This window comes from Microbispora sp. NPDC046973, from assembly GCF_040644495.1.
Taxonomy (GTDB): Bacteria; Actinomycetota; Actinomycetes; order Streptosporangiales; family Streptosporangiaceae; genus Microbispora.
On sequence record NZ_JBEYWQ010000003.1, the window covers coordinates 429,393 to 450,417 of the forward strand.

A 21,025-nucleotide genomic window follows, 5' to 3' on the forward strand; every position below is an offset into this window, starting at 1 on the left:
TGAGCAATAGGTCAAAGGGCTACATGTGCCAGTTTTCTTGACAGACTGACAACTGGCGGGACATCCCTGTCAAAGGTGACGATCTGATCATTTATCTCCCTCTTATATGGAGGACAGCGAGTTGTTCACCTTACGCCGCAGCGGTCGTGCGCTGGCCGTGGCAGGAGCGGCGGTCGTCCTGGCCCTGTCCGCAGGTCCCGCGCAGGCCGCCGACGTGCTGGCCCCGGACGAGATCGCGATGAGCGCGAACGTCACGCACGTCGCGAACGTGCCGACCCCGGCCGCCCTGACGGGCACCATCAACACCGACATGGCCTTCCAGGGCGACTACGCCTACGTCGGCAACTACGGCGGGTTCACGATCTTCGACATCGGGAACCCGAAGCAGCCGGCAGTGGTGAGCTCGGTGGTCTGCCCCGGCTCCCAGATGGACATGTCCGTGTACGGCGACCTGCTGTTCGGGTCCGTCGACTCCTCCCGCAACAACGACTCGTGCGCCAGCACGGCCCAGCCGGCATCGGTCAAGGAGTCGTGGGAGGGCGTCCGCATCTTCGACGTCAGCGATAAGTCGAACCCGAAGTACATCAAGTCGGTCGAGACGAACTGCGGGTCCCACACCCACACCCTCGTGCCGGACAAGACGGGCGAGAACGTCTACATCTACGTCTCCTCCTACAGCCCGTCGGCGGCCTTCCCCGACTGTCAGCCGCCCCACGACCTGATCTCCATCATCAAGGTCCCGCTGAAGAACCCCACCGCCGCGTCCGTCGTGGCGGCGCCCGTGCTGTTCCCTGACGGCGGCAACCCGGGTGACAAGCAGCCCTACCCCTACGGCACGTCCGCGACGACCGGCTGCCACGACATCACCGCCTACCCCGAGAAGGGCCTGGCCGCGGGCGCCTGCATGGGCGACGGCATCCTGATGGACATCCGCGACCCCGAGCACCCGAAGGTTCTCGACGTCGTCCGCGACGACGAGAACTTCGCCTTCTGGCACTCGGCGACGTTCAACAACGACGGCACCAAGGTGGTCTTCACCGACGAACTCGGCGGCGGCGGCGCGGCGACCTGCAACGAGGCGATCGGCCCGAACCGCGGCGCCGACGCCATCTACGACATCGCTCCGGGCAACAAGCTCACCTTCAAGAGCTACTTCAAGATCGGCCGCTACCAGGCCGACACCGAGAACTGCGTGGCGCACAACGGCTCGCTGATCCCGGTCAAGGGCCGCGACATCATGGTGCAGGCGTGGTACCAGGGCGGCGTCTCGATCTGGGACTTCACCGACTCGGCGCACCCGCAGGAGATCGGCTACTTCGAGCGCGGCCCGTGGTCGCAGCCGCTGAGCGGCGGCTTCTGGTCGGCCTACTACTACAACGGCTACATCTACGGCAGCGACTTCAACAAGGGACTCGACGTCCTGAGGATCAACGACCCGCGTACGAACCAGGCCAACAGCGTGAAGACGGACATCCTCAACGTGCAGAGCCAGGGCTCGTACCGCGAGCACGGCGGGGGTGTGCCCGGCGGCCACTGAAAGCCTGAGTGACCCGTCCGGCGAGTGATACAAGGAGGCGGGCATCGCCGGTGCGGCCTCTCCCTCAACGCACCGGCGATACCCGCCTCAACCCCACTGCAGGTATGCCCCATGACCTGCAATGACCACAGGTGCCCCGCAAATCGGGGTCTACACCTAAACGGGAGGAACAAATCCTCCCGATGTCGTCGGAGCCTCTCCGTGCGGCGGTCCCGCCTCCCTCGGCGGGGCCGGCGCCGGCACTCCGTACCCCTGCCCCCCGTGTCCCTGCATGCCATATCCCTGCGGGCCCTGCCTTTGCGGGCCGTACCCCTGCGGGCCGTACGGCGGGGGCGTGGAACGCACCCGGGCCAGCCGCAGCTCCTCACGGCGCCTGCGCTCGGCCAGCACGGCGGCCAGGTAGGCGTACGGCGGAACGCCGGGCGGTGGCGGCGGCGCCACCTGCGCGCTGACCTGTCCGGCCACACGCAGCCCCATCTCGTCCCGCGTCCGCGGGCTGAGCTGGCTCCACCGGGACAGATACTGCCGGGCGGTGTTGGCCAGGTCGTCCGACAGCCCGGACAGCTCGAGCGTCGCGGCCCACGACGCGAGCGCCGGAGGCATCTCCGGCGGCGGGGCCTGGTGCGGCGAACGCTCCCCGATGACGGTCGTCCCCGCGAACACGTCCCCGAGGCGCTTGCCACGCTGGTTGAGGAGCGAGGTGATGAGCGCGGGGGCGCCGAGGAACGTCCAGAACTCCAGGAACCCGGCGAGCCCGCGGAACAGCGCCTGCCGGAAGCGTTCGGGCCCGCCGTCGTCGCTCACCACGCGCAGGCCGAGGGCGAGCTTGCCCAGCGAGCGGCCCCTGGTGATCGTTTCGAACGCGACCGGGTAGCCCACCGTGACCAGCACGACGAACAGGATGAGCAGGCCGGTGGCCAGCGACTCGTCGGTCACCAGGGACGCCTGCGCGACCAGCACGACGGCCAGGATGATCACGGCCCACTGGACGGCCCAGTCGATGAGGAAGGCCAGGGCGCGGCTGGGGAGCTGGGCGACGCGAACCTCTACGACGACCGCCTCGCCGGTCACGACTTCGGACACACTGCGCACCCTACTGTGCCGCCGCCGATAGGGTCCGATTCGTGGACATCGATGCGTTCGTCGCCGCGAGCAAGCCGTCCTGGGACCGGTTGGACGACCTCGTGCGGCGGCAGCGCAGGCTGCGCGGCGAGGAGGTCGACGAGCTGGTCGAGCTCTACCAGCGGGCGGCGACCCATCTGTCCATCGTGCGGTCGGGGTCGTCCGACGCCCTTCTCGTCGGACGCCTGTCGTCGCTGGTGGCGAGGGCGCGCTCGGCCGTCACGGGCGCCCACAGCCCCGCCTGGCGGGAGGTCGCCCGGTTCTTCACGGTGTCGTTTCCCGTGGTGGCCTACCGGGCGCGCCGATGGTGGATCGGCGTCACGGTGGCCTCGCTCGCGGTCGCGTACGTCGTGGGCGTGTGGGTGGCGCGCGATCCCGCCGTGCAGAGCCTCATCGGCACACCCGAGGAGATCCGCCAGATCGTCGAGCACGATTTCGCCGACTACTACTCGGAGAACCCGGCGGCGTCGTTCGCCGGCCACGTGTGGCTCAACAACGCCTGGCTGTCCATGCAGGTCGTGGTCTCGGCGATCCTGCTCGGCCTGCCCATCCCCTGGATCCTGTTCCAGAACGCGGCCAACGTGGGGCTCATGGGCGGCCTGATGCACTCGCACGGCAAGGCGGACGTGTTCTGGGGCCTGATCCTGCCGCACGGCATGCTGGAGCTGACCGCGGTCTTCCTGGCGGCGGCCGCCGGCCTGCGGCTGGGCTGGACCGTCGTCGACCCCGGCCCGAGGCGGCGCGCGGAGGCGCTGGCCGAGCAGGGCAGGGCCGTGATGAGCGTCGCGCTCGGCCTGGTCGTGGTGCTGCTCGTCTCCGGGCTCATCGAGGCGGGGGTCACCCCGTCGGGCCTGCCGACCTGGGCGCGCATCTCGATCGGGGCGCTCGCGGAGGTCCTCTTCCTCGCCTACGTGATCGTCTTCGGCCGCCGGGCGGAACGCGCGAACGAGACGGGGGACATCGAGCAGGCCCCCGACCTCGCCCCGACAGCCTGATCAGAGCCGGCCGGCGGCCTTCAGAGCGAGGTACGCGTCCGCGAGCGCCGGGGCGACGTCCTCGGGCAGGGCGTCCACGACCTCCACGCCGTGGCGGCGCAGCACCGCGGTGATCTCACGCCGCTCGCCGCGCAGCCGCTCGGCCGCCGCGGCGTCGTAGACGGCCTCGGCGGTGCCGCGCCCGGCCGCCATGCCGGCCACGCGCGGATCGGCGACCGAGGCCACCACGACCATGTGCCGGGACGACAGGCCGGGCAGCACGGGCAGCAGGCCCTCCTCCATGGCCGTGGCGTTCAGGTCGGTCAGCAGCACCACCAGGCAGCGCCGCCTGGCCCTGGACAGCACGGCCGCCACCATCCCCGCGGCGTCGGCCTCGACCAGCTCCGCCTCGATCGGCGCCATCGCGTCCACCAGCGACGACAGCAGTTCCGTGCGCGACGCGCCGGACACCTGGGCGCGTACGGTCCGGTCGTAGGCGAGGAAGTCGACGCGGTCGCCGGCCCGCGCGGCGAGCGCGGCCAGCAGCAGCGCGGCGTCCATCGACCAGTCCAGACGCGGCCAGCCGGAGGTCCGGTCACCCCCGACCGGTGCCACAGAGACCGGGGCCACGCCGACCCGGCCCGCCGAGGTGCGGCCCGTGTCGAGCACGATCAGCACGCGGCGGTCGCGCTCGGGCCGCCAGGTGCGCACGACGACGTCGCTGCGCCGGGCGCTCGCCCGCCAGTCGATCGAGCGGACGTCGTCGCCCACCACGTACTCGCGCAGCGAGTCGAACTCCGTGCCCTGGCCGCGCACCAGCGCCGGATGGCGTCCGTCGAGCTCGCGCAGGCGGGCCAGCCGCGCCGGCAGATGCCTGCGGCTGAGGAACGGCGGCAGCACCCTGACGGTCCACGGCACGTGGAAGGTCCGCTGCCGCGCCGCCAGGCCCAACGGCCCGACCGAGCGGACCGTCACGGCGACGGCCTCCCGGTCGCCCCTGCGGGTGGGCGTCAGCGTCGTGACCAGGCGCCGCCGCTCGCGGGACGGCACGTCGAGCGTCACCCGCCGCGGTGCGGCCCCGGCCGAGGGCTGCCACGCGTCGCGCAGCACGCCCCGGACCCGCCGCGGGCCCGGGTTGTCCACGACGAGGCCGATCGCCGCCGACTGCCCGAGCCGCACCCGCCGTTCGCCGTCGCGCTGGAACCGCAGCCCGCGTACGGCGCCCGCGAGCAGCAGGTCGGCCGTCACGAGCACGATGAGCACGAGCGCGGCGGCCGGCACGACCAGGCCGGGCTCGGGGGCGAGGAGCACGACGATCGCGGCGAGGGCGGCGAGCAGCCCCGCGCGTCCGGTCAGCGCCACGCGGCCCTCACCGGGGAACGGGGACGGCGGACAGGATGCCCTCCAGGATGCCGTCGGGAGTCGCGCCCTCCAGCTCGGCCTCCGGGCGCAGCCCCACGCGGTGGCGCAGGGCGGGCCGCGCCAGGGCCTTCACGTCGTCCGGCGTCACGTACGACCGGCCCGACAGCCACGCCCACGCCCGCGCGGCGGCGAGCAGCGCGGTGGCCCCGCGGGGCGAGACGCCGAGCTGGAGCGAGGGCGACTGCCGGGTGGCCCGGGCGACGTCCACGATGTAGCCGAGCACCTCGGCACTCGCGCGGACCTGCGCGACCGCCCGGCGTCCCGCCGCGAGGTCGGCCGCGGAGGCCACGGGCTTGATCTCCGTCAGGTCGCGCGGGTCGAAGCCGAGCGCGTGCCGTTCGAGGACGGCGATCTCCTGCTCGCGCGGCGGCAGCGGCACGGTCAGCTTGAGCTGGAACCGGTCGAGCTGCGCCTCGGGGAGCTGGTAGGTGCCCTCGTATTCGACGGGGTTCTGGGTCGCCACGACGATGAAGGGGTCCGGCAGCGCGCGGGCCGCCCCCTCGACGCTGACCTGCCGTTCCTCCATGGCCTCGAGCAGGGCGGCCTGGGTCTTCGGCGGCGTGCGGTTGATCTCGTCGGCGAGCAGCAGGTTGGTGAAGACCGGCCCCTCGCGGAACTCGAACTCCGCCGTCCTGGCGTCGTAGACCAGCGACCCCGTGACGTCGCCCGGCATCAGGTCGGGGGTGAACTGCACCCGCTTGAAGTCCAGCGCGAGCGTGGCCGACAGCGTGCGTACGAGCAGGGTCTTGGCCACGCCGGGCACGCCTTCGAGCAGCACGTGACCCCGGCACAGCAGCGCGATGACCAGGCCGGTGACGACCGGGTCCTGGCCCACGACCGCCTTGGCCACCTCCGCCCGCAGCGCCGCGAGCGCCTCGCGGGCGGCGTCCGCGTCCGATTCAGGTGTGGTCACGAGTCTCGTACCTGCCTTTCAAGTGTGTCCAGGTGGGCGGCGAGGGCCACCAGCGCGGTGTCGTCCCCGGGCGGCGGGCCGCACAGCAGCGCCAGCACCGGCTCCGGGTCGCGGCCGGTGCGCGCGGCCGCGGCGACGGCGATCTCGTCCGCGGTCGCGGTGCGGGGAAGTCCGAGGCGGGGGGCGAGCCGGTCGGCCGCGGCGGCCCGCAGGGCGAGGGCCGCCCGGTCCCTGGCCCGGCGGGACCGGTAGAGGCGTCCGCGCCCCTCCACGGTCTCCGCGGCCCGCACGACCACGGGCAGGCGCTCGACCACGACGGGCCCGAGCCTGCGTCCCCGCCACAGGGCGGTCAGGGCCACCGCGACGACGAGCTGGACGACCGCCCACTTCACGCCGCCGGGGATGAGGTCGCCGAGCGAGCGGGCCTGCCCGTCCGTCCCTTCGCCGGTGCCGCCTGCCTCGTCGGGGTCGTCGGGCTCGGCGAGCCAGACGAGTTTCGGCCGCGCCCCGGCGAGGTTCAGCGCGAGCGCCGCGTTGCCGTCCTCCGCGAGGCGCAGGTTGGTCATGAACGACGCGTCGCCCAGCACGGTCACCGTGTGCCCGTCGGCGGTGTAGCGGACCAGGGTGTTCCCGTCGCCGGCCGGGTAGCAGCCCGTGGCTCCCGGCGGCCCGGCCAAGGACGTGCCGCCGGTGTAGGCGTCGCCTGCCAGCGCCGCCTCCCGCAGCGTGCACTGCGGGGCCCGGGACCGCGTGCGCACGGGGCCCTGCCTGCGTACGCCGGAGGCGAGCACGTCGAGGTCCGGCACGGAGCCCGCCACGAGCCGGTCTCCGGGGGCCTCGGCGATGCGGCGGGCGGCGTCGCGGTTCAGGAAGCTCGCCTCGGTGACCAGCAGCAGGGTCTGCGGCCCGGCGGCGGCCACCGCCGCGCCGGGGGTCTCCACCCGGACCACCTCCACCCCGTGCGCCTCCAGCAGCCGGGCGAGTGCGGCGCTGCCGTTCAGCGAGGTGTCGGCGGGATCGAGGGCGCGGCCGCCGGACTGCCCGCCCGTCAGCAGCAGGGGCAGCACCGCCGTGACCAGCACGAGCACCACCGGCAACGTGACCCAGGCCGTCCGCCGCGCGCGCCCCGACGTCCTGGCGGTCATGCGGCCACGCCCGTGCGGGCCGACCGCAGGCGCTCGTCCAGGGCGGTGAGCGACAGGTAGCCCTCCCTGGTGCCGCCCGCCCCGCCGTAGGTCACGTCGTCGAACAGGCGTGCCGCCGCGCGCAGGTCCGTCGCGTGGGGCGGCAGCGCCTGCCCGGCGATCTCGGCCAGTTCCACGGCGGTGCGCCCCGGCATCGGGGTGACGATCGCGCGTTCCTCCAGCTCGCGGGCGATCGCGCGGAGCCGCTCCTGGATGGCCCCGGCCCAGCCGCCCTCGGCCGCCAGGCGTTCGGCCTCGGCGCGATGCTCGGCGGCCGTCCGCTCACGCTGCCCGAACACCGCACCGCTCTCCGTACGCCGGCCGCCGGAGAAGCGGCGCAGGGCCCACAGGAGCAGCACGGCCAGGACGGCGAGGACGACGGCGATCACGACGAGCGACCTCACGCCGCCTCCGCCCGTCCCCCCGCCGCTCATGAGGTCGCCGAGGAACTGGGAGATCTCCCGCTGTAACCGGTCGAACAGCGGCTCGTGCTGGTAGCCCGCCCTGGACAGCTCGCGCGCGGCCTCCCGGGCGGCCTGGTCGCGGCCGACGTCGACCGGCGAGGCGAGCAGCGCCGCCGCCCGCACGGTCGTCACGCCTGCGGGCCGTAGGGCCCGTACGGCCCGTACGGCGGAGCCCCGTGGTACGGCCCGGAGCCCGGCCCCGTCCCGGCGGCGTAGCTCGGGTGCCACAGGTCGTCGACCCCGGCGTGGACCCAGCCCTGCGACTGGTTCTGCGCCGCCGCCGTCTGCAGCACGAGGTCGAACGCCTCGGCCCGCATCCGCCGGTCGGCGTACAGCAGCCCGGCCACACCCGCCTGGAAGGGATAAGAGATCATGGAGGCGACGACCTGGCCGATCGCCAGGAGGAGCGCCGCGAGCGTTGTCGCGGCGACGGTGCCGCCGCTCAGCATCCCGATCAGCGAGCCGCCGAACGTGAACGGGATCGCCAGCACGCTGCTGATGATGGCCGCGAGTATGGCGGTGAGCAGCAGGATGCCGAGCACCCGCCAGCTGTCGCCCTTCACCAGCCGCCACGACCTGCTCATGGCGTCGGTGACCCCGCGGCCCTCCAGCACGATGGCGGGGGCCGACAGCGACAGGCGCGTGTAGAAGAACAGTAGATAAGGGACGTAGGCCAGGAAGAACAGCAGGACGACGAGGACAGCGACCCCCGCGCCGGAGCTCCCCGTGCCGTCGAACGCGTTGGCCGCCGCGAGGCTCACGAGCACCGCGACGAGCGCCAGCAGCGGCAGCAGGAGGATGAGCGCCTGCAGCAGCACCAGCCCGAACAGCGCGGGCACCCGCGAGCGCGCCAGCCGCCACGCCTCGCCCACCGTGATGCGCCCGCCGAACACCGCGCGGCCGAGCACCCGGGTGAGGACGCCGGTGAGGACGGTGGTGCCGACGAACGTCATGACGTAGCTGATGATGGCGCCGATGTACTGCGCGGCCACCCCGGCGATCGGCGCGTTCGCCGCGTCGGCGGCGTACGGGTCGGCGAGGAGGTCGCCGATCGAGCCGAAGGAGATGGCCTGCCCGATCGCGGCCGGGATCCCGGTCACCGCCGCCACGATCGCCGACAGGCCGAGCGTGGCCTTGGGGTTCGATCGGATCAGCTTGATCGTGCCGTCGAGGATGTCGCCGAGCGTCAACGGGCGCAGCGGGATGATGCCCGGCCGCGGCGCGTCCGGCGCCCGGTACCCGTGCCCGTACGGCCCGCCGGCCGGCGCCGCATAGGGAGCGGACGGATGGGGAGCGGACGGATACGGCGCTGACGGATACGACGCTGACGGGGGCGGGGCGGAGGGGGGCGGAGCGGACGGGTTCGCGCCCTGCGGCGCGCCGGCGCCGGGAGAGGCCCAGGAGGACCCGGCTGCCCCGGCGGCCCCGCCGTACGGGGGAGGTTGCTCGGCCGCCCAGCCGGAGGGCATGTCGGGGGTGGAGCCGGGGCCGTCTGTCATGTCCCAATCCTGGCATGATGTACGCGCGCGCCGCGCGGTCGTACAGGAGGGCTCTGGGGGGATGGCCGAAACAGGGGGTGCGGGCGCACACTTGGAACGTGACCGCACCAGGGGATTCCCGCCGGTGTGACCGCATCTGGTCAGATAATCGCGCGCTACGTCTGCTGCGCCTAAACTCCATCCTCTGTCGTGGTCGTGTAACACCAAAGCGGTGGCCACGGTAGCCTGCGGGGGAAACTGTGACAAACGCCCAAATCTCCCATACGCGTACGAATGAGGGGCCATGAAAGGACGCGTGCTGGTCGTCGACGACGACGCCGCTCTCGCCGAGATGCTCGGCATCGTCTTGCGCGGGGAGGGCTTTGAGCCGTCGTTCGTGTCCGATGGCGACAAGGCGCTCGACGCCTTCAGGGACACCCGGCCGGACCTCGTCCTGCTCGACCTGATGCTCCCCGGAGCCGACGGAATCGACGTCTGCCGCCGCATCCGCGCCGAGTCCGGTGTCCCGATCGTGATGCTCACGGCCAAGAGCGACACCATCGACGTGGTGCTCGGCCTGGAGTCCGGTGCGGACGACTACATCGTCAAGCCGTTCAAGCCCAAGGAGCTCGTCGCCCGCGTGCGCGCCCGCCTGCGCCGCACCGACGAGCCCACGCCCGAGATCCTGCAGATCGGCGACATCACCATCGACGTGGCCGGCCACTCGGTCAAGCGCGGCGAGGAGACCATCAACCTCACGCCGCTGGAGTTCGACCTGCTGGTCGCGCTGGCCCGCAAGCCCCGCCAGGTCTTCACCCGCGAGGTGCTGCTCGAGCAGGTCTGGGGCTACCGGCACGCCGCCGACACCCGCCTGGTGAACGTGCACGTCCAGCGCCTGCGCGCGAAGATCGAGAAGGACCCCGAGCACCCGGAGATCGTCGTCACGGTCCGGGGTGTGGGTTACAAGGCCGGCCCGGCCTAGGCCGCCCGTCATCCGTCATGCCGGTCTCCGCGAGGAAACCCCGTCGCCGGACCCCGGGCCAGATCGCCCGCGGGGTCCGTAGACGCGCGCGCCGCCTCGCGGGCCGGCTGCGGCACGCCTGGCGCCGCTCGCTGCAGCTCCGCGTCGTCACCAGCACGCTGGTGCTGTCGATGGCCGTCGTGATCGTCCTCGGCGTCTTCCTGATGCAGTCGATCGTCGCGTCGGTGCTGACCAGCAGCGAGGTGTCCGCGGTCGAGGAGTCGCGGGCGAACATCGCGACCGCGAGCGGTTACCTCACCCAGCCCGCGGACTCGACCGACCTCACGCAGGACGCCACCGCCCAGGGGCAGACGATGAACCCCGTCGACGCGGCGGCCAAGGCCCTGGCCGACCGCTCCGGCGGCCGCTACGACGTCGTCGTCTTCAACGACAGCTCGGTCGGCGAGGGCCGGGCGTCCGGTCAGGTCGACTGGTCGAGCATCCCGTCCTCCATGCGGGTGAAGGTCCAAAGCGGCGAGGAGCAGAAGCTCTACGCCCAGACCGTGAAGATCCGGTACATCGGCGCGAAGCAGCCGGAGAGCGCCTGGGTGGTGGGCGGCCGGGTGAACGGCGCCTACGAGATCTACCACGTCTTCCCGCTCGGCGACGAGGAGAAGACGCTGGTCACGGTCCAGCAGATGGTCTTCGGCGCGGGAGCGGCGCTCGTGCTGCTGCTGGCCGGCGTCGCCTCGCTGGTCACGCGGCAGGTGGTCACACCTGTACGGCTCGCGCGCCAGGCGGCGGAACGGCTCGCCGCCGGCCGGCTCGAGGAGCGGCTCAAGGTGCGCGGGGAGGACGACCTCGCCCGGCTGGCGACCTCGTTCAACGAGATGGCGTCCAACCTCGCCCTGAAGATCCACCAGCTGGAGGAGCTCTCCCAGGTGCAGCGGCAGTTCGTCTCCGACGTCTCGCACGAGCTGCGCACGCCGCTGACGACCGTCCGCATGGCCGCCGACCTGCTGTACGAGGGCCGCGAGGACTTCGACCCCGCCTCCGCGCGGGCCGCCGAGCTCATGCAGAACCAGCTCGAACGCTTCGAGTCGATGCTCGCCGACCTGCTGGAGATCAGCCGGTACGACGCGGGGGCGGCCACCCTCGATTTGGAGCCCGTCGACATGCGCGACGTGGTCCTGCGCGCGGTGGGCGACTCCGAGACGCTCGCCGAGCGGCAGGCCACCCGGTTCGAGCTGCGCCTGCCCAACGAGCCGTGCACGGCCGAGGTGGACAGCCGCAGGGTCGAGCGCATCCTGCGCAACCTGCTCTTCAACGCCATCGAGCACGGCGAGGGCAAGGACATCGTGGTCACGCTCGGCGCCGACCGCGACGCCGTCGCCGTGGCCGTACGCGATCACGGCGTCGGCCTGAAGCCGGGCGAGGAGACGATGGTGTTCGACCGCTTCTGGCGGGCCGACCCCTCCCGCGCCCGGACGATCGGCGGCACCGGGCTCGGCCTGGCGATCTCGCGGGAGGACGCCATGCTGCACGGCGGCTGGCTCCAGGCGTGGGGCGCGCCGGGGGAGGGCAGCCAGTTCCGCCTGTCGCTGCCGCGCGTCGCGGGAGCCCCGCTGCGCGGGTCGCCGCTCCCGCTCGTGCCGCCGGAGGTCGAGATGCGGCGCACGTGGCGCGGCCACGCCACGCCGGTCCTGACCCCGGCCGTCGGCGCCGTCCAGGACGCGGCGCCGCGGGCGCGGGAGAACGCCGAGGCGGGGGCCTTCGATGCGGAGTGAGCGGCGCGGCGCCCGCCGTCTCACCGCGGCCGCGGGCGCGGCGTTCGTGCTGGTCTGCGGCGGGGCCGGGTGCGCCACCGTGCCCACGAGCGGCAGCCCCCGCGCCGCCCAGGAGGACCACGGCAAGGACACGCTCAGCCAGCCGTACGTGCGGCTCATCGCGACCCCGCCCAAGAAGGGCGCCCCGCCCGAGGACATCGTGAAGGGCTTCCAGGCCGCCATGGCGGCCTTCGACGACCGCGAGCTGAGCGTCGCCCGTCAGTACCTGACCCAGGGCGCGGCCAAGCGCTGGAACCCGTGGCGGCAGACTCGGATCTACGAGGGCAAGATCGAGTCGGACCACACGCAGAACCTCCAGGAGGCCACGCGGACGACGGTGACGCTGAAGGGCACCGCGGTCGCCACGATCGACCCCGAGGGCAGGTCCACGCCTGCCGCCGGCACCATCGGCGAGCCGTTCACGCTGGTCAAGCAGAACGGCGAGTGGCGGATCGACGTGCTCTCCGACGGCCGCCTGCTGTCGTACGACGATCTGCAACGCGCCTACCGGAGAGTGGACCTGTACTACCCGCCGGCCACCCGGGAGATCGGCCTCGTGGCCGACCGGGTGTGGGTGCCGATCGAACCCAGCAGGGGCGTGCCCGAGACGCTGGTCCGCCGCCTGCTCGCGGGGCCGACCTCGTCCATCAGGAACGCGGTGAGCAGCGCGTTCCCACCGGGCGCCGACCTGAACCGGATCACCGTCGAGGGCGACACGGTCGTGCTCGACTTCTCCTCCGCGCTGGAGTCGGTGCCCTCCGAGCGTCTCGACGCGCTGAAGGCCCAGCTCGTGTGGACGCTCGGCGAGCTGGTCACCGGCCGGACCGTCGAGATCCGCGTGAACGGCGAGTCCGGTATGCGGTTCCGGCCCGCCGACTACGCCCGCTACGACCCGAACGTGCTGACCGGCTCCCTGCAGGCCTACTACATGCAGGGCGGCAGACTGCTGCAGTTCAAGGAGAAGGGCGACGGCACCCCGGTGCCGGGCGCGGCCGGCGAGCAGGCCGGGAAGTTCTCCCAGCCGGCCGTCTCCAACACCAACGACTTCCCGCCCCTCGTGGCCGCCCTGGTCAACGGCGACGGCGTCTACGTCGCCACGATGACCCCCGGCAGCCAGTGGCAGCGGTGGATCGCGGGCGGCGACATGACCCCGCCCTCCTGGGACCGCTACGGGGCCGTCTGGTCGGCCGAGAGGGTGAACCCGCACGAGAGCCGGGTCTGGACGGCCGAGAACGGCCGGGCCCGCCGTGTGGACATCGACGACGAGCTGTCGTACGGGAGGATCCTCGAGCTGCGGGTCTCCCGCGACGGGGCCCGGATCGCCGCGATCGTCGACGACGGTCTCGGCACCTCGGTGAAGATCGGCACGATCGTCCGCAACGGCCAGCAGACGCGGATCGAGTCCGTACGGACGCTCATCGAGCCGCGCGACGCGCGCAAGATCAAGGACATCGCCTGGCAGGACGCCGCCGATCTGCTCGTGCTGTCCGAAGGCAGCAGCGGCCAGGAGCTCGCCACCTGGTCGGTGATGGAGGGCGTCGTCCCCAACGACGGCCCCATCAAGCTCGACTCGAAGATCAAGTCGATCGCTGCCGTCCCCGACCACGTCCTCGCGGCGGCCGACGAGGGCCAGGTGCTCACCTACAGCGTGGACAAGCACGCCTGGACCCCGCGGGCCGACAACGGCTCCACCGACCCCGTCTATCCCCTCGGCTGAGCCGGCCGGAACGACCGCGGCGACCGGCGACGGTGAACTGTCGGTGGCGGGCGGCATGCTGAGGGCGTGCCGCCCGCCCTGCTGGATCTGATCCTCCCGCCCCGCTGCGCCGGATGCGGCGCGCCGGGCGCCCTGGCCTGCCCGTCCTGCAGGGCCGAGTTGCTGCGGGAGCCGGCTCCCCGGCCGCCGGATCCACCGCCTCCGGGCCTGCCGGTCTGCTGGTCGGCCACCGCCTACGACGGCGCGGCCCGCCGGATGATCCTCGCTTATAAGGAACGCGGCCGTACGGCCCTGGTGCCGGTCCTGGCGGCCTCCGTGAGCGCCTGTGTGGCCGCGTGGGCGGCGGGCGGGGCAGGAGCGCGCCGCGAGGTGTGGCTGGTGCCGGTTCCGAGCGCCAGGGCCGCCTCCCGCCGCCGGGGGCACGACCCCGTCCGCGCCGTCGCCGCGGCGGCGGCCCGCGAGCTGTGCCGGCGAGGCCTGCCCGCCGCTCTCGCGCCCCTGCTGCGGCAAGGCCGGCGGGTGGCCGACCAGGCGGGGCTGGGATCGGCGGAGCGGGCCGCCAACCTGTCCGGGGCGTTCGAGGTCGTGCCGGGCTCTGCGGCGCGGCCACGGACCTGCGGCAGCGGTCCGGGGGCCGTCGCCATGGTCCTGGTGGACGACGTCGTCACGACGGGGACGACGCTGGCGGAGGCGGCCAGGGCGCTGCGCGCCGCGGGCGCCGAGCCGTCCGCGGCGGTGACCGTCGCCGCGACACGCCGGAGACGCCGGATTGGTGATTATTACGGTCAGTAAAGAATCGGGTAAGCGCAGGGCTTGCCGTCGGAGCGTGACCATCGGTCGAATTCGCGGCGACTTCCCTGCTCGAAGCAGGTGTGGACGCCGCGGTTGCGGGGATTCCCAGAATATGACCACGAATTTTCCGACGGCGAGACGGCAACCGGGATCACGCAAAGTGATCGTTTAGCCGATCTCCTGGCTGACATCCGAGGCGGTAGCGACTAGCGTTCAGACATGGCACCCGTTCGGGTCCGTGGTTGCGCCGGGCCGACTCCCTCGCGGGGTCCGGCCTGGTTAGCCGATGCCAGCCGCAGGCGAAACGGCCCACGTAAGGCGACTCTTGGTCGACTGATCACGGTGCGGCTTAGAGGTAAGTCCTGCCCTCCCGGGGGTCCAGATGTCCCCCGTAAGAGGAGAAGGGCAGTAGTGGCGAGTGAGCTGCGAACCCCTCAGCAGGCGGATGTGGGGACGAAGACCAGGTCGGCCGGACGGGTGTCCAGGAGCGCGTGCACCACCGTCGATGTGCGAAGGGGGGCTTTGCGTGGAAATCATCGTCAAGGGACGGCACACCACTGTGGGTGACCGGTTCCGCGATCAAGTGACGTCCAAGCTGGCCAGGATCCAGAAGCTCAACAACAAGCTCATCCAGATCGACGTAGAGGTCTCAAAGGAACCTAACCACCGGCAAAGCGGGCAACGTGAACGGGTGGAGCTGACCATCCACTCGCGGGGCCCCGCCATCCGCGCGGAGGCCTGCGCGGACGACCGGTTCTCCGCACTGGACATCGCCATCGGCAAGCTGGAGGAGCGGCTGAGGCGGCTCGCCGATCGCCGCAAGATCCATCACGGGAAGAACTGCCCTCCCTCGATGGCAGAGCTCACCGCGGTGACGGAGAACGCGCAGGGGGTGGTCACGACCGTCCGGGAGGAGCCGGAGCCGGTCGCCGAGATCCCGGCGGAGGCCGGCGGAGGGCGGACCGAGAGTTCCGAGCCCATCGTGCCGATCGAGATGGACGGCGAAGGACCGCTGATCGTACGCGAGAAGTTCCACAAGGCCGACCCCATGACGATCGACCAGGCGCTCCTGGAAATGGAGCTCGTGGGTCACGACTTCTACCTCTTCCGTGACAAGGAAGGGGGCCAGCCGAGCGTCGTCTACCGGCGCCGCGGCTACGACTACGGAGTCCTCAGGCTCGTGGAGAGCTAGCTCTCCCGGCGCCCCGGTCCGGACGCTCCGGGCCGGGGCGCCGCACGATCCGGTGGGAATCGGGAGGAGAGGGGCAGACCGGCGCGACGAAGATCCCTAACCACCCTGGAACCCGTGTAATGATGGCGATCCAGCGTCCTTGGCCCCCGCAAGGAGGTTCCGTGACCCGACCCGACGAGGCGGCTCGAGCAGCCGGTCGAAGCGAGCCGATCCGTGTGCTGATCGTCGACGATCACGCGCTGATCCGCCGCAGCCTGGAGCTCGCCCTGGCGGCGGAGGCGGACATCGAGGTGGTAGGCGAGGCGAGCGACGGCAAGGAGGCCGTCGAGCTCGCGGACCGGCTGATGCCGGACGTGGTCCTGATGGACGTCCGCATGCCGAAGCTGGACGGCATCGGGGCGACTCGGAAGATCAAGGAGTCGGTGCCGAGCACCCGGATCATCATGCTCACCGTCAGCGACGAGGAGGAGGACCTCTTCGAGGCGATCAAGGCGGGTGCGACCGGTTACCTGCTCAAGGACGTCCAGATCGACGAGGTGCCCGACGCCGTGCGCGGCGTCCACGAGGGCCAGTCGCTCATCAACCCCGCCATGGCGGCCAAGCTGATCAGCGAGTTCGCGAACATGAGCCGCAAGGAGGCCGAGCGGCCCCCCCAGCTTCCGGTCCCCCGCCTGACCGACCGGGAGATGGAGGTCCTGCGCCTCGTCGCGAAGGGCATGAACAACCGCGAGATCGCCAAGGACCTGTTCATCTCCGAGAACACGGTGAAGAACCACGTCCGCAACATCCTGGAGAAGCTCCAGCTCCACTCGCGCATGGAGGCCGTGGTCTACGCCGTGCGCGAGCGGCTGCTGGAGATCACCTAGGTTGACGAGCGAGGGCCGCGGGCCACCGCGGCGCGTAGCGGGGCCTCCAGGTCCGGTGCGCCGACCCGCTCCACCCGCACGTCGGTGCAGCCGACCCAGCTCGCGGCCTCCCACAGAGCGTCGGCCATCGCCTCCACGGCCCTGGCCCGGCCGCCGCCCGGCTCGAAACCGACCTGCCGGGCGACCAGCGTGGCGCCCTCGCGGGCCGGGTCGACCCGGCCGATGATCCGCCCGCCCGCGAGCACCGGCATCGCGAAGTAGCCGTGCACCCGCTTGTCCTTCGGGACGTACGCCTCCAGGCGGTGGTTGAGCCCGAACACGCGCTCGGCCCGCGCCCGCTCCCAGATGAGCGAGTCGAACGGCGACAAGGGTGTGGTGCGGTGCCGCCCGCGCGGCTCGCTCTCAAGCGCGGCGGGGTCGGCCCAGGCGTTCGGACCGTCCTGGTCCGCGCCGCGCCGCGCGGGCCAGCCCGACACGCGTACGGGCACGAGACCGGCGGCGCCGCTCAGCAGCGCCGCGTCGAGCATGGCGGCGTGCCTGCCCTTGACGCGGGTGAAGTCGACCAGGTCCGCCCTGGTGGCCACGCCGAGCGAACGCCCGGCGATCGCGGTCAGCCGGGTCACGCACTCGTCGTCGGACAGGTCCTGGGCGAGCAGGTCCGCCGGCACCGCGCGCTCGGCGAGCTCGTAGACGCGCCGCCAGCCGACGCGGCGGGTGCAGACGACCTCACCGATGTCGAGCAGGAACTCGATGGCGATCTTGGTGTCCGACCAGTCCCACCACGGGCCTCCGTTCTTGGCGCCGCCGATGTCGGCCGTGGTGAGCGGGCCGTCCGAGCGCACCTGCTCCAGGACCTTGTCGACCACGGGTGGCACCTCGTGCCAGCGGTAGCGCCGCTCCCGGTAGGCGCGGCGGCGGAAGGCGTACAGCGGCCACTGCTCGATGGGCAGGACGCAGGCGGCGTGGCACCAGTACTCGAAGGCGCGGGCGGGGTCGTCCCAATAGGCCCGCTCGACCACGGAACGGCCGACCGGCCCGAGACGCGCGTACGCGACGAGCTCGTGGGAGCGGGCGAGGACGGAGATGGTGTCGAGCTGCACGGCGCCGACGCGCCGCAGCATGGCCGGGACGCCGCCGCCGCGGGCGGTGGCGCCGAGGAAACCCTGGGCCCGGAGGATGATCCTGCGGGCCTCGTCGGCGGTCAGGTCGGTCACAGCCAGAGATGCTAGACGCCGTGACCGACAAAACGCTTACGGCGGTTCGTGCGTGGGGCCGGGAGGCCTCAGGAGCTGATGGAGCGGTGCTCGAACGGCGAGTGGTGCTCCTGCGCCGCCACCTGCCGGGGGGCGTCGACGATCACGTCCGAGAAGATGTCGAACGCCAGCGCGAGCAGCCCGCCGACCGCACAGATGCCCACGCCGATCCAGACGAAGAGCCAGCTCGGGCCGAGGGTCAGCGCCACACCCCCGATCGTGAAGCCGATGAGGATGATGCTGACGGCGAGCCAAGATTTGGCGCTTCCCGCGTGGCTGCCCTGGTGTCCGCTCTGTGCCATACCCCGTTTTCTACCTGATGGCGGAGGTGGTCGGAACATCGGGGGAACCTTGGGGGCGGTTTTCCCCTATGAGTTATGCGATTGTGCCGCGGCGCTCCGTCGATTGCAGGTGGGTGTGTCTGGTACTGGAACCGCCTACGATGGCTAGCGGGGAAGTATGTCTCGTCCTCACACCCCGGTGATCAACCGGGGTAGACCTGCGAGGAGCTTTACTAAAAGTGCCAGCCATTCTCGACAAGATCCTTCGCGCCGGCGAAGGCAAGACTCTGCGGAAGCTCAAGCGCATCGCCGAGCAGGTCAACTCCATCGAAGAGGACTTCAAGAGCCTGTCCGACGCCGAGCTCCGCGCGCTGACCGCCGAGTACAAGCAGCGTCACGCCGAGGGCGAGTCCCTCGACGACCTGCTCCCGGAGGCGTTCGCGACCGTCCGCGAGGCCGCCCGCAGGGTCCTCGGTCAGCGTCACTTCGACGTGCAGCTCATGGGTGGCGCCAACCTCCACATGGGCAACATCTCCGAGATGCGCACCGGTGAGGGCAAGACGCTCACCTGTACGCTTCCCGCCTACCTCAACGCCATCTCCGGCAAGGGCGTTCACGTCGTCACGGTCAACGACTACCTGGCCAAGCGCGACGCCGAGACCATGGGCCGCGTCCACCGGTTCCTCGGCCTGGAGGTCGGCGTCATCCTGGCCAACATGCCGCCGGAGGAGCGCCGCAAGCAGTACAACGCCGACATCACGTACGGCACGAACAACGAGTTCGGCTTCGACTACCTCCGCGACAACATGGCGTGGTCGATGGAGGAGTGCGTCCAGCGCGGCCACAACTTCGCCATCGTGGACGAGGTCGACTCGATCCTGATCGACGAGGCCAGGACGCCGCTCATCATCTCCGGCCCGGGCGAGCAGTCGGGCAAGTGGTACCAGGAGTTCGCCAAGATCGTGCCGAGGCTGCGGCGCGGCACCGAGGGCAAGGACGGCGAGGAGAGCACCGGCGACTACGTCGTCGACGAGAAGAAGCGCACCGTCGGCATCCTCGAGGCGGGTGTGGAGAAGGTCGAGGACTGGCTCGGCATCGACAACCTCTACAAGCCCGAGCACACCCACCTCGTACAGTTCCTCAACAACGCGCTCAAGGCCAAGGAACTGTTCAAGAAGGACAAGGACTACATCGTCGTCGACGGCGAGGTCCTGATCGTCGACGAGTTCACCGGACGCGTCCTGCACGGCCGTCGCTACAACGAGGGCATGCACCAGGCCATCGAGGCCAAGGAAGGCGTGAAGATCAAGGACGAGAACCAGACTCTCGCCACGATCACGCTGCAGAACTACTTCCGCCTCTACGAGAAGCTCGCCGGCATGACCGGTACGGCCGCCACCGAGGCCAACGAGTTCCACCAGACCTACAAGCTGGGCGTCGTCCCGATCCCGACGAACCGGCCGATGGTCCGCAAGGACCAGCCCGACGTGGTCTACAAGACCGAGGACGCCAAGTTCCAGGCGTGCGTCGAGGACATCAAGGAGCGCTACGAGAAGGGCCAGCCGGTCCTCGTCGGCACCACCAGCGTCGAGAAGTCCGAGAAGCTGTCGCGGATGCTCAAGCGGCAGGGCGTGCCGCACGAGGTGCTGAACGCGAAGAACCACGCGCGTGAGGCCGCGATCGTCGCCGAGGCGGGCCGCAAGGGCGCGGTCACCGTGGCGACCAACATGGCCGGTCGAGGCACCGACATCATGCTCGGCGGCAACCCCGAGTTCCGCGCCGACCTGGAGCTTCACCAGCGCGGCCTGTCGCCTTCCGAGACTCCGGAGGAGTACGAGAAGGCCTATCCCGAGGCGCTGGAGAAGGCCAAGGAGGCCGTCAAGGCCGAGCACGAGGAGGTCACCGAGCTCGGCGGCCTCTACGTGCTGGGCACCGAGCGGCACGAGTCGCGGCGCATCGACAACCAGCTCCGCGGCCGTTCCGGCCGTCAGGGCGACCCCGGCGAGTCGCGCTTCTACCTCTCGCTCGAGGACGACCTCATGCGGCTGTTCAACTCGGCCAGGGTCGAGATGATCATGACGCGGCTCAACATCCCGGACGACGTGCCGATCGAGTCGGGCATGGTCTCCAAGGCCATCGCCTCCGCGCAGCACCAGGTCGAGCAGCAGAACTTCGAGATCCGCAAGAACGTCCTGAAGTACGACGAGGTGATGAACCGCCAGCGCACGGTGATCTACGCCGAGCGGCGGCGGGTGCTGGAAGGCGCCGACCTGCACGAGCAGGTCCGCGGCTTCGTCACCGACGTCGTCGACGACTACGTCAAGGGCGCCACGGCCGAGGGCTTCGCCGAGGAGTGGGACCTCGAGAAGCTGTGGAAGGCGTTCGGCCAGCTCTACCCGATCTCCTTCACCGTCGACGAGCTCATCGAGCAGGTCGGCGGCGACCGGGAGGAGCTCACGGCGGACCTCATCGCCGAGAAGGTCAAGGAGGACGCGCTCGCGGCCTACGACCGCCGCGAGGAGCAGCTCGGCTCCGAGGCGATGCGCGAGCTGGAGCGCCGGGTCATCCTCTCGGTGCTCGACCGCAAGTGGCGCGAGCACCTCTACGAGATGGACTACCTCCAGGAGGGCATCGGCATGCGCGCCTATGCCCAGAAGGACCCGCTGATCGAGTACCAGCGCGAGGGCTACGAGATGTTCTCCGCGATGCTCGACGGCATCAAGGAGGAGTCGGCCGGCTACCTGTTCAACCTCGAGGTCGAGGTGCAGGCCAACCCGATCGTCGAGGAGAACGCCGAGGAGGACACGGCGCTCTCCGAGACCGGCTCGATCATCGCCCGGGCGCTGCGGCAGCCGTCGCGGCCGACCGAGATGGTCTACACCGCGCCGGGCGAGAGCGGCGACGTGGAGGTCAGCCGGGTGCGGTCGACCCCCGAGCAGCGCGCCGCGTACGGCGACACCGAGCGCAACGCGCCCTGCCCCTGCGGCTCGGGCAAGAAGTACAAGCGCTGCCACGGTGACCCGCGCAACCAGCAGGCGTGAGA

At 71.4% G+C, this 21,025-nt stretch carries 17 protein-coding genes; 9 read left to right on the forward strand and 8 right to left on the reverse strand.

Annotation, left to right across the window (positions count from 1 at the left end; genetic code table 11):
• The first annotated feature begins 121 nt into the window (after positions 1-121).
• Positions 122-1,537 carry a hypothetical protein gene (locus ABZ860_RS09115; RefSeq protein WP_357217212.1) on the forward strand — a complete coding sequence of 472 codons (1,416 nt, stop codon included), beginning with the start codon at positions 122-124 and terminating at the stop codon, positions 1,535-1,537.
• A 156-nt stretch (positions 1,538-1,693) separates the two neighbouring features.
• On the opposite strand, the gene ABZ860_RS09120 is transcribed toward ABZ860_RS09115, so the two are convergent.
• Positions 1,694-2,620, reverse strand: a complete 927-nt coding sequence (locus tag ABZ860_RS09120; RefSeq protein ID WP_357217214.1) for an RDD family protein — start codon at positions 2,618-2,620, stop codon at positions 1,694-1,696.
• 41 nt (positions 2,621-2,661) lie between these two features.
• Here ABZ860_RS09120 and ABZ860_RS09125 point away from each other — a divergent pair, with 41 nt between their 5' ends.
• Positions 2,662-3,654 carry a stage II sporulation protein M gene (locus ABZ860_RS09125; RefSeq protein ID WP_357217216.1) on the forward strand — a complete coding sequence of 331 codons (993 nt, stop codon included), beginning with the start codon at positions 2,662-2,664 and terminating at the stop codon, positions 3,652-3,654.
• Here ABZ860_RS09125 and ABZ860_RS09130 read toward each other — a convergent pair whose 3' ends face one another.
• From ABZ860_RS09130 to ABZ860_RS09150, 5 genes are read right to left on the reverse strand one after another with little or no spacing between them, the layout of a single operon-like run.
• Positions 3,655-4,995 carry a DUF58 domain-containing protein gene (locus tag ABZ860_RS09130; protein ID WP_357217219.1) on the reverse strand — a complete coding sequence of 447 codons (1,341 nt, stop codon included), beginning with the start codon at positions 4,993-4,995 and terminating at the stop codon, positions 3,655-3,657.
• A gap of 7 nt (positions 4,996-5,002) precedes the next feature.
• Positions 5,003-5,968: a MoxR family ATPase gene (locus ABZ860_RS09135; RefSeq protein ID WP_357217221.1), complete on the reverse strand. Its 966-nt coding sequence runs from the start codon at positions 5,966-5,968 to the stop codon at positions 5,003-5,005.
• On the reverse strand, positions 5,965-7,113 hold the full coding sequence (locus ABZ860_RS09140) for a DUF4350 domain-containing protein (RefSeq protein ID WP_357217224.1): 1,149 nt from the start codon (positions 7,111-7,113) through the stop codon (positions 5,965-5,967). Before ABZ860_RS09140 ends, ABZ860_RS09135 begins: the two co-directional genes overlap by 4 nt.
• Entirely contained in the window at positions 7,110-7,748 is a 639-nt protein-coding gene (locus tag ABZ860_RS09145; RefSeq protein ID WP_357217227.1) for a DUF4129 domain-containing protein, read from the reverse strand. Before ABZ860_RS09145 ends, ABZ860_RS09140 begins: the two co-directional genes overlap by 4 nt.
• Positions 7,745-9,115 carry a glycerophosphoryl diester phosphodiesterase membrane domain-containing protein gene (locus tag ABZ860_RS09150; protein WP_357217230.1) on the reverse strand — a complete coding sequence of 457 codons (1,371 nt, stop codon included), beginning with the start codon at positions 9,113-9,115 and terminating at the stop codon, positions 7,745-7,747. Before ABZ860_RS09150 ends, ABZ860_RS09145 begins: the two co-directional genes overlap by 4 nt.
• A 283-nt stretch (positions 9,116-9,398) precedes the next feature.
• Here ABZ860_RS09150 and mtrA point away from each other — a divergent pair, with 283 nt between their 5' ends.
• From mtrA to ABZ860_RS09180, 6 genes are all read left to right on the forward strand, one after another.
• Entirely contained in the window at positions 9,399-10,076 is a 678-nt protein-coding gene (mtrA, locus tag ABZ860_RS09155; RefSeq protein ID WP_030509347.1) for an MtrAB system response regulator MtrA, read from the forward strand.
• Between the two features lie 17 nt (positions 10,077-10,093).
• On the forward strand, positions 10,094-11,842 hold the full coding sequence (gene mtrB / locus ABZ860_RS09160; RefSeq protein ID WP_357217232.1) for an MtrAB system histidine kinase MtrB: 1,749 nt from the start codon (positions 10,094-10,096) through the stop codon (positions 11,840-11,842).
• Entirely contained in the window at positions 11,832-13,598 is a 1,767-nt protein-coding gene (locus ABZ860_RS09165) for an LpqB family beta-propeller domain-containing protein (RefSeq protein ID WP_357217235.1), read from the forward strand. Before mtrB ends, ABZ860_RS09165 begins: the two co-directional genes overlap by 11 nt.
• Before the next feature lie 66 nt (positions 13,599-13,664).
• Positions 13,665-14,390 carry a phosphoribosyltransferase family protein gene (locus tag ABZ860_RS09170; RefSeq protein WP_357217237.1) on the forward strand — a complete coding sequence of 242 codons (726 nt, stop codon included), beginning with the start codon at positions 13,665-13,667 and terminating at the stop codon, positions 14,388-14,390.
• Between the two features lie 526 nt (positions 14,391-14,916).
• Positions 14,917-15,582: a ribosome-associated translation inhibitor RaiA gene (gene raiA, locus ABZ860_RS09175; RefSeq protein WP_357217240.1), complete on the forward strand. Its 666-nt coding sequence runs from the start codon at positions 14,917-14,919 to the stop codon at positions 15,580-15,582.
• 161 nt (positions 15,583-15,743) lie between these two features.
• Positions 15,744-16,448: a response regulator transcription factor gene (locus ABZ860_RS09180; protein WP_193202534.1), complete on the forward strand. Its 705-nt coding sequence runs from the start codon at positions 15,744-15,746 to the stop codon at positions 16,446-16,448.
• On the opposite strand, the gene ABZ860_RS09185 is transcribed toward ABZ860_RS09180, so the two are convergent.
• Entirely contained in the window at positions 16,445-17,662 is a 1,218-nt protein-coding gene (locus tag ABZ860_RS09185; protein ID WP_357217243.1) for a crosslink repair DNA glycosylase YcaQ family protein, read from the reverse strand. The genes ABZ860_RS09180 and ABZ860_RS09185 overlap by 4 nt on opposite strands.
• Positions 17,663-17,730: 68 nt before the next feature.
• On the reverse strand, positions 17,731-18,003 hold the full coding sequence (locus ABZ860_RS09190) for an HGxxPAAW family protein (protein WP_357217245.1): 273 nt from the start codon (positions 18,001-18,003) through the stop codon (positions 17,731-17,733).
• Positions 18,004-18,221: 218 nt separating this feature from the next.
• Here ABZ860_RS09190 and secA point away from each other — a divergent pair, with 218 nt between their 5' ends.
• Positions 18,222-21,023 carry a preprotein translocase subunit SecA gene (gene secA, locus ABZ860_RS09195; RefSeq protein WP_357217248.1) on the forward strand — a complete coding sequence of 934 codons (2,802 nt, stop codon included), beginning with the start codon at positions 18,222-18,224 and terminating at the stop codon, positions 21,021-21,023.
• Positions 21,024-21,025: the final 2 nt, after the last annotated feature.

What these genes read in the sequence shown, in the direction of transcription:
- ABZ860_RS09190 (WP_357217245.1), bottom strand. Translation starts at nt 18,003, where the DNA reads ATGGCACAGAGCGGACACCAGGGCAGCCACGCGGGAAGCGCCAAATCT.
- ABZ860_RS09150 (WP_357217230.1), bottom strand. Translation starts at nt 9,115, where the DNA reads ATGACAGACGGCCCCGGCTCCACCCCCGACATGCCCTCCGGCTGGGCG.
- ABZ860_RS09140 (WP_357217224.1), bottom strand. Translation starts at nt 7,113, where the DNA reads ATGACCGCCAGGACGTCGGGGCGCGCGCGGCGGACGGCCTGGGTCACG.
- mtrB (WP_357217232.1), top strand. Translation starts at nt 10,094, where the DNA reads ATGCCGGTCTCCGCGAGGAAACCCCGTCGCCGGACCCCGGGCCAGATC.
- mtrA (WP_030509347.1), top strand. Translation starts at nt 9,399, where the DNA reads ATGAAAGGACGCGTGCTGGTCGTCGACGACGACGCCGCTCTCGCCGAG.
- ABZ860_RS09165 (WP_357217235.1), top strand. Translation starts at nt 11,832, where the DNA reads ATGCGGAGTGAGCGGCGCGGCGCCCGCCGTCTCACCGCGGCCGCGGGC.